The organism is Malonomonas rubra (genome assembly GCF_003247215.1).
Lineage (GTDB): Bacteria > Desulfobacterota > Desulfuromonadia > Desulfuromonadales > Geopsychrobacteraceae > Malonomonas > Malonomonas rubra_A.
In genome coordinates this window covers 35,160-42,779 of record NZ_QKAP01000149.1, presented here as the reverse complement: position 1 = coordinate 42,779, position 7,620 = coordinate 35,160, and the positions used below count along the sequence as shown (strand labels likewise).

Annotated in this window: 7 protein-coding genes and 1 other RNA gene; 4 read left to right on the top strand and 4 right to left on the bottom strand. The window is 44.8% G+C overall.

Features of this window, described 5'->3' with window-relative positions; all coding sequences use genetic code 11:
- The coding region (locus Q7J88_RS15265) for a hypothetical protein (RefSeq protein ID WP_303723098.1) at nt 1–324 on the bottom strand (324 nt) is incomplete at its 3' end.
- A 572-nt stretch (nt 325–896) separates the two neighbouring features.
- On the opposite strand from Q7J88_RS15265, the gene Q7J88_RS15260 reads away from it, so the two are divergent.
- Complete coding sequence (locus Q7J88_RS15260) at nt 897–1,553, top strand: response regulator transcription factor (RefSeq protein ID WP_303723097.1); 657 nt, start codon at nt 897–899, stop codon at nt 1,551–1,553.
- Between the two features lie 181 nt (nt 1,554–1,734).
- Here the strand turns inward: Q7J88_RS15260 and Q7J88_RS15255 are convergent, their stop codons facing one another.
- Entirely contained in the window at nt 1,735–2,430 is a 696-nt protein-coding gene (locus tag Q7J88_RS15255) for a DUF2202 domain-containing protein (RefSeq protein ID WP_303723096.1), read from the bottom strand.
- Between the two features lie 34 nt (nt 2,431–2,464).
- Nucleotides 2,465–2,875 (bottom strand): response regulator, encoded by a 411-nt coding sequence (locus tag Q7J88_RS15250; RefSeq protein ID WP_303723095.1) that lies wholly within the window; start codon nt 2,873–2,875, stop codon nt 2,465–2,467.
- Nucleotides 2,876–3,526: 651 nt separating this feature from the next.
- On the opposite strand from Q7J88_RS15250, the gene Q7J88_RS15245 reads away from it, so the two are divergent.
- Together Q7J88_RS15245 and Q7J88_RS15240 are read left to right on the top strand one after the other, a co-directional pair.
- Nucleotides 3,527–5,854 (top strand): ATP-binding protein, encoded by a 2,328-nt coding sequence (locus Q7J88_RS15245; RefSeq protein ID WP_303723094.1) that lies wholly within the window; start codon nt 3,527–3,529, stop codon nt 5,852–5,854.
- Between the two features lie 210 nt (nt 5,855–6,064).
- A complete protein-coding gene (locus Q7J88_RS15240) occupies nt 6,065–6,367 on the top strand; it encodes an MTH1187 family thiamine-binding protein (protein WP_303723093.1) in 303 nt (100 codons plus the stop codon).
- 388 nt (nt 6,368–6,755) lie between these two features.
- Here the strand turns inward: Q7J88_RS15240 and Q7J88_RS15235 are convergent, their stop codons facing one another.
- A complete protein-coding gene (locus Q7J88_RS15235; RefSeq protein ID WP_303723092.1) occupies nt 6,756–7,136 on the bottom strand; it encodes a desulfoferrodoxin in 381 nt (126 codons plus the stop codon).
- A gap of 221 nt (nt 7,137–7,357) precedes the next feature.
- Between Q7J88_RS15235 and ssrS the strand changes: the two genes are divergently transcribed.
- A non-coding RNA gene (gene ssrS / locus Q7J88_RS15230) (6S RNA) lies at nt 7,358–7,536 on the top strand.
- Nucleotides 7,537–7,620: the final 84 nt, after the last annotated feature.

The following is a 7,620-nucleotide window of genomic DNA, read 5'->3' as shown; positions in this document are numbered from 1 at the left end:
ACTGTCGACGCAGGATGTGTTAGGGTAACTGAAACTACCGTCGCTTTCCCCTTTATCACAGCCATAGGAATAGTGGACGCCAAGCACCGGCTCCGAGGGTGTGCTCCAGTTGGCCAGGATCGAGTTCACCGACTCGGTCTGTACCGCCGGCATCGACAGGTTGTTCGAGGCTTCACCTCCAGTCGGGGGGCCAGGGATGCCGCCTTTGGCGGCCACACTATTCGTCGGAAGAGCAAGCAAAAAGGCGAGCAACAGAGTCAGATACCCTGCCAACGGCCACTTGCCCTCGGGACTTTCAACGAAGTACCTCGCATCGTTTTCCATCTCGTCCTCCTTCCTCATTTTTGAACTGTTTATGTTCTACAATTTACCCTCCGTGGCTAGAACCTTTCCTAATCAACTAGTTAGGGTTGCCCTAAAGGATGACAGGACTTAGAAGAAATAAAACCACTTTCCACAAGTCGCCTACCTCTAGGCCTTGAAAGCTGTTTTTTCGGTCTATGTATAGATGATCATAGCCGTGGATTACAGGTTGCTCTATGGCAGTTTTTGTTCTTTTTGGAGTAGATTTTTTTTACTGAAAATCAGAGCGGGAAAGGACTGCTGATCAAGGCGAAAATGAAATCTGTGACAAATTACACCTCTTCAAAGATGAATTTGTAAATGTGGTTACCAAAGTATGCTTTCTTAATGCGCCATCAAATTTTAGCCCGATCATCTGCTTCGAGCCATAACGGCATTTTTCCTTTTCCAAGTAATATATTTTTACCCAAAGACAACGTATACACTCCAAAAAAAAAATTTTTTCTTGATAAAATCTATCAACAGACATCAACCATTTGAAGCGGCACTAACCGATGCTGATTTGTTTATGTTTTTTTGAGGGGGCTTGAGTTGTGGAAAAGACAACTATTTTACTTGTCGATGATCATCCGATTATTGGTGAAGGGTTAGAGTTTTTCTTAAATCTCGACCCTAATCTGGAAGTTATCGGAACAGCTAGCAACGCAATGGCCGGGCTAACGCTTTTGAAAAAATTGCATCCGAATGTCGTTGTGCTTGATTTGGAAATGCCGGATATGGATGGACTGGAAGCAATCAGTCTTTATCGTGGCACCGACCCCAAGATTAGCATCATTGTTTTTTCTGCCCACACAGAAGAAAAGTTTGTCTACCAGTCGCTGTTTGCCGGGGCGCGTGGCTATGTCGTCAAGGGGGCTTCACCTGATGACCTGAAACAGGCGATCAACTTAGTTCAACGTGGCGGTTTTTGGGTCAGTACGCAATTCAGCCGAAATATCATTGAAAATTATTTGAAGTCACATCAGGAAGAAGATCCGGAAGATCGAACGTTGTCAGAACTGACTGAACGCGAGAAACAGGTATTCAGACTTATCGTCGCAGGCAAACAAACCGAAGAGATTGGCGAGAGTCTCTACATCAGTGTCAATACTGTCGCTAAGCATCGGACCTCGCTGATGAAAAAGCTGGGAGTTGATAATGTCGTCGATCTGACAAAACTTGCTATCCGCCACGGAATTACCCGCGCGTGATCAGCAATTTTCTCTACTCATCGGTTTCGAGATTTTTGAAGTGGAAGACGCGTGCAAACAATCCCAAAAGGATACTGACAAACATACAGCATATAAACAAGAAGGCCCAACCGACTGAAAACCGGTTGGGCTATTTTTGAGCATTATGTATCATAGGCAGATCATAATAAATTTTCCGGTTTTAACGACCTAATATTGAATCAACTTCCTCCTGAGTCAAAACTTGCGCTACATAGTTCCCCGTGCCAATTTCTTTTTCAATAGCATTGACATAGGCGCGTAAATGATCTTTTGAGCCTTCCAACAAATTTGTATAGCTTTTTTGTAGAGGCTTTTCATCGGTATAATCGAGGCCACACTCGTCTTCACCAACTCCATTTTCCGACTCTACGATGACTTCGGGACAGTGAACGATATCATGCATATCTATTTCTTCGATAAAAGCTCCAGCATAAAGTGCTTCCAGTTCATTTGCTTGGCCGCGGTCAACTAAAGCATTAAATTTTTCAGTAAAATACCACCCAAAATCATCTCCAGTGTAAATTCCGATACTTGTATCTGTGTTTGGATCCTCAATTGTGTACTGATCAAGTTTTTCTTTCATGGTATCAAAATGTCTCTGTTCAGAACCATCGATAGACTTAAATTGTTGGTTTTCCGGATAGACTTCCCCCAAAGTCAGATAGACATCACGAGCAAGTTTTTCCTCTTCTCTCATAAAAACAAGATGTAGGGTCTCTCCCGTGTCGAGGGTCTGGACTGCTGTTGTTTTAACCGCAAAAGAATTGCTAACCGGCAACCACACGAGGACAATCAGCACAATTAAAAGATATTTATAGTTTAGCGCTCCAAATCTTATTGTCAGTGCCTTTTTCATAATGATCGCCGCCTTTCACTCGAAGCGCAGAAATTCAGTGACAATCCACCTGCAACTCGGCCTTGTCCTCAAGCCAGGATGAAAACTCCAACAAGTCAAAGAGCTTAAGAAAGTACTGACATCCAAGGCGTTCGACTTTTGCCAACTCTTCGTCTCCCAGGCTACCAGAGATGAGAACCTTGTGTGTGTCGGGAACCTTGCAGTTGGTGCGCTTTATGGATTCCAAATAATCTAGCCCAGTCATGTTTGGCATCAAATTATCGGTTACGATGACATCAACGCATGGGGTGGACTTTCGACACTCTTGCGCAGGATGACAAGTCCGGTAGCGCGTCGGGTCGGAGTAAGCCAACACCTCATAATTGAGCTCATTTAAAATTCCGGTTATATACTCTCTGTAGAACACATTATCTTCCAGCAATAGGCCTTTAGGTTTGAGCTTCATAGACTTTCGCACCCTTTCTTCCTACCAACGCCAGCCTTAGGCGAAGAATGAACTGTCTCCCTTTCAATCGTGGCAACCATTCGTAACCAGACTGGAGATCTTGCACTCCCTGCCGGCAATAATTGGTTTATTCAGCTGGCAGGAAGACTGAAAACCAAGACATATCTCGTTCCTCTGCAGGCAAATATGTTCCTTGGCAATCACAATTCCGATTATATGAGAACATCTCCAGCGAAGGCCCTGATGATTGTTCTATGAAGCTTTCAATACTAGAGAGTTAAATTTTAAACGGTGTCCCCACATCTTTCCATGACAGTATTTTTTCTTTTCAGGGTAAAAATCCTTTACTGAAGGATGGACACTGCAAACGATTTGCTTCCTGCTAAACTCATAAAAAAAGCGTGCACAATTGAGTCCAACCAGTCCCGTTATGTTGTTTTGATCACTTTTTTAAGGAAACACTGGAGGGGCGTGGAGAAAACAAAAATTCTGTTCATCGAAGAAGAAAAAACTAAGAGTTTATAACGGCGGCGATCTGGTCACGTATGCTATCCGCCACGAAATTACCAAGGCCTGCTATAACAGGGCAAGAGAAACTAAAAAGGTCACTTAATCGAGGCAAGTCAGGTTTGCCCTTATGGGGTGGCTGCTATGGGAACAAAAATCGGCTCACAAACTGATAAATCATTTATCTGGAACCCTATCCAGACCGACATCGATATCCAACAACTGCTCAACAATCTACATATCGCCGCAATATCGGTCGACACTGATTTGCGAATTAGGGGAGTCACATCTCTTGCAGCGAAGCTTTTGCACTTAACCCCAGCCGATATTGGTAAACCTTTTCATAAAGTTGCCACTTTCTTCGACGATCCAGACTTTATCAAAGACATCAAAAGGGTACTAACAACAAGCAAGATTGCGGAAAAGGAGTTAATGCTTTCAAATCAGAGATGGTTTCTTGCACGCATTGTCCCAGAGGACAGCAGTACTGATTCTTCCGCTGGCATCATCCTGAACCTGATTGATATTAGTGAAAACAAGAACCACCAGAAAGACCTTCAGGAGAGCGAAAAACGTCTAAGAGCTTTGGTTTCCGCCAGTTCAGATGTGGTTTACTGCATGAGTCCAGACTGGAAAGAAATGAATTATTTGTTAAGCGATGATTTTCTGGCGAATACTGATCACCCGGATCGTGATTGGCTACAGAATTATATTCCAGAAGAAGAGCAACCCCTAGTTATCGAAACAATCGAAAAAGCGATCCGCACGAAGACCCCTTTCGACCTGGAACACCGGGTTCAGCGGAAGGACAATACTATCGGTTGGACTAGCTCGCGTGCGGTGCCCATACTGGATGAAAATAGGAATATTCGCGAATGGTTCGGAATGGCGAAAGATATCACTCGACCCAAACGGGCAGAGATAAAGCTATTAGAGAGTGAGAAACGCTTTCGGCAGCTTGCCGATGCAATGCCTCAATTGGTCTGGTCCTCCCTAGTCAATGGCAAGATCGATTATATCAACAAACGAAGCAATGAATACCTTGATCTATTTCAGTGCTCAGACGGCTTCTGGAGTTGGGAAGCGATGATCCACCCTGATGATTTTGAGTATACGTCGAAGGGTTGGCAAAAAAACCTGCAAAGTGGAAACTCGTACCAAATAGAGCACCGCTGTCACTGTGCAGATGGAACCTATCGTTGGCATCTGACACGTGCAGTTCCGGTACGGAATGACCAAGATCATATTTACAAATGGCTGGGAACAACAACAGACATTGATGATTTAAAGCAAACGGAAAAGGATCTTGCAAATGCCAGAGAGGTTGCAGAAAGCGCAGTTAAGGCTAAAAGGGAGTTTCTCGCCAATATGACGCATGAGATTCGCACCCCGATGACAGTGATTCTTGGCGCACTGGAGCATCTGGATAAAACTAACCTTTCCGAAGAAGAATCATATTGCGTAAAGCTCGCAGAAAAGGCGAGTAGGAACCTGCTGGAAATCATTGGCGATATCCTCGATTATTCAAAAATCGACGCAGGCCGTCTAGAACTTGAAAAGGAACCTTTTTCCATCCGTACCTGCCTTGAAGAGGTACTCAAAATATCAAGCGAAGCTGCCGAGAATAAAGGCCTGGAGCTGAAACTAAATATTTCCGACCAAGTTCCCCAGGTGACTATTGGCGACGAAACGCGTCTGCGTCAGATATTTTTCAACCTGATCAGCAACGCGATAAAATTCACGGAACAGGGGAAGATCACAGTGACGGCCACTCGGTTGTCTTCAACAGAAAATGAAAAATCTCCAGGGACACTTCTGTTCTCGGTCATGGATACTGGCTGCGGAATTCCTAAAGATAAAATGCATCTGTTATTTCAAAGCTTCACTCAGATCGACTCCTCGTCCACCCGTCACTTTGGGGGCAGCGGTCTTGGGCTTGCCATTTGCCGCGGGCTCGTAGAACCTATGGGTGGGGATATCTGGGTCGAAAGCGAGGAAGGCAACGGTAGCGAATTTTTATTTACTCTACCGATACTCCTTGAGCGCCGTACAATTGGTCGTGATATGGTTGCTATCGAGGATTGCGAAATCCTCATGACAAACAAAGTTCGTCATATCCTTCTGGCAGAAGACGACCCGTCAATCCAGGAGATACTAAAAGTCCTGCTGGACAAACCACAGTGGAGGGTCGAAATTGTTGATGACGGTGCTGCAGCAGTTGCTGCATGGCAAAAAGGTCAATTCGATCTCATTCTTATGGATATCCAAATGAGGGGAATGGACGGACTGGAGGCAACCGAAAAAATCCGTAGCCTAGAGCAGGACGAGGAACATATTCCTATTGTTGCGTTAACTGCGCAAACCCGGAAAGAAACTATCGAGAACTGTTTTGCTGTTGGAATGGATGACGTTCTAGTTAAACCAGCCCGGCTTGAAAAAATACAGCAGGTTATTAAACACCTATGTCAATAACCGATCATCTTCCTAAATCAAGACACCTTGGCTAATTCAGAGATTGGAATTATTTGGAAACAGAAAAATTTTCAAAAAAAGCAGAAATGTTGTTTCCGTATTTTTATTTGGGGTGCGAGCAGGTTCAGAATAGTTCTTCACAACATTGCCTGCTTGCCCAGAGAGCCACTATACTGTCGATAATTTAATGGCCGATGAAAGGAGCGAGAAATGAAAGTTATTGTCGATTTATGTGTCGTTCCCCTGGGTGTCGGGGTCTCAGTTTCTAAGTATGTAGCGCTCTGCCAGCAGGTTCTGAAGGACGCGGGACTCGACTATCGTTTGCATGCATATGGAACTAACATTGAGGGTGGGTTTGATGAGGTGTTTGCCGCCATCAAAGCCTGCCACGAGAAAATTCACGCTGAAGGCGCACCGCGCATCAGTACTACCATCAAGCTAGGAACCCGCATTGACCGTGAACAGACGATGGATGACAAGCTACAGAGCGTTGCCGAGAAATTGGGAAAATAGTTTTTAGGGTAGCGAAAGAGTGTAAACCTTTGCCGTCAATTTTGAGGCTGAAATAGATCAAAAGTTTACACATTTCCCTGAATTTGAGTATTTTTGATGAATTTCGGACCGTTATAAACTCATTCTGTTTTGAAATTTTCTTTATAAATCAATCGGTTGTATTGGAAGCCCTAGCGTATAGTCATACATACACTTTCGCAGAGGCGTAACATATCAGACGGGAAGTTTGTAAGTGCCCAGCAACTACCTGCAATTGTCAAACATTGGGTATTCGCCGAATAGTTTCACATCGCTCTACAAATGTAAACGTGAACCCAGGAAACGGTTGACAACAAAACGGGCTGCCATTTATCAATGGCAGCCCGTCTCTACTCAAGTGAAAAACTATTTAGCCTTTCGCCGACCAGTGTCCATGCAGGTTACAGTACTCCCTGGCCGTCACGGAACTGGCAACCAGATTGAAAGTCGCTTCTGGAGCATCTCCCGGTTTCAGGAACTGGCGATAAACTTTGCCATCTGCAACCAACTCGACCCACTCAATATAATGGGCATCTTCCATCGGATGCGGAATGCTGCCAACTTTAACCGTGATAGTGCCATCCCCCAATTCGATCACCGGTACATGCTTTTCAGTTGCCGCATCGGTAGTATTCTCCGCCAGCAGGTCCATATCTTGGCCACAACAAACCAAGGCGCCTGGTCCTGCATGCATTACTTCAACGATATTGCCACAGATGGGGCACTTGTAAACTTCGAGTTGTTTGGACATCGGCAAATTCCTCCTTTTCCAATATTGCTGGTCGCCCGAAAAAATTTGAATCGCAACAAGCTGGGCTAGCACTGCAGCAATCCATCTTCAATATTAATAACCGAGGAAGCAATATTAGCAGCTTTCTGCGGATATTTCACTCAACAGGATTTAATATTTTCAAAAAGACTTTTTTGCTGACCCGCAACGACTGTTTATATATAATAACGACAGTTTTGATTGACTCTCTGTTCTGCAGGTGAGGTCAGAACGTCCACTCGGAATACTTTAGTTTCGGGACTGTTTCAGAGGTCTGGTGAGCCTGCCCACCACAGAGTGGGACGCCTAAAAGACCCACAAGCGGTCCCACCTCATTGGCACTCGATGTGAGTCCAATGACCCACGGCAGAGTGGAGAGTCGATAATCTTTAAAACGGCTCAGCCCGATAATGGGCTGAGCCGTTTTATGCCGCTCAAAATAATTCCCCCCTCAGACGAAACGAAC

Coding starts and splice junctions, on each gene's coding strand:
- Q7J88_RS15245 (WP_303723094.1), top strand. CDS start 3,527: ATGGGAACAAAAATCGGCTCACAAACTGATAAATCATTTATCTGGAAC.
- Q7J88_RS15255 (WP_303723096.1), bottom strand. CDS start 2,430: ATGAAAAAGGCACTGACAATAAGATTTGGAGCGCTAAACTATAAATAT.
- Q7J88_RS15240 (WP_303723093.1), top strand. CDS start 6,065: ATGAAAGTTATTGTCGATTTATGTGTCGTTCCCCTGGGTGTCGGGGTC.
- Q7J88_RS15250 (WP_303723095.1), bottom strand. CDS start 2,875: ATGAAGCTCAAACCTAAAGGCCTATTGCTGGAAGATAATGTGTTCTAC.
- Q7J88_RS15235 (WP_303723092.1), bottom strand. CDS start 7,136: ATGTCCAAACAACTCGAAGTTTACAAGTGCCCCATCTGTGGCAATATC.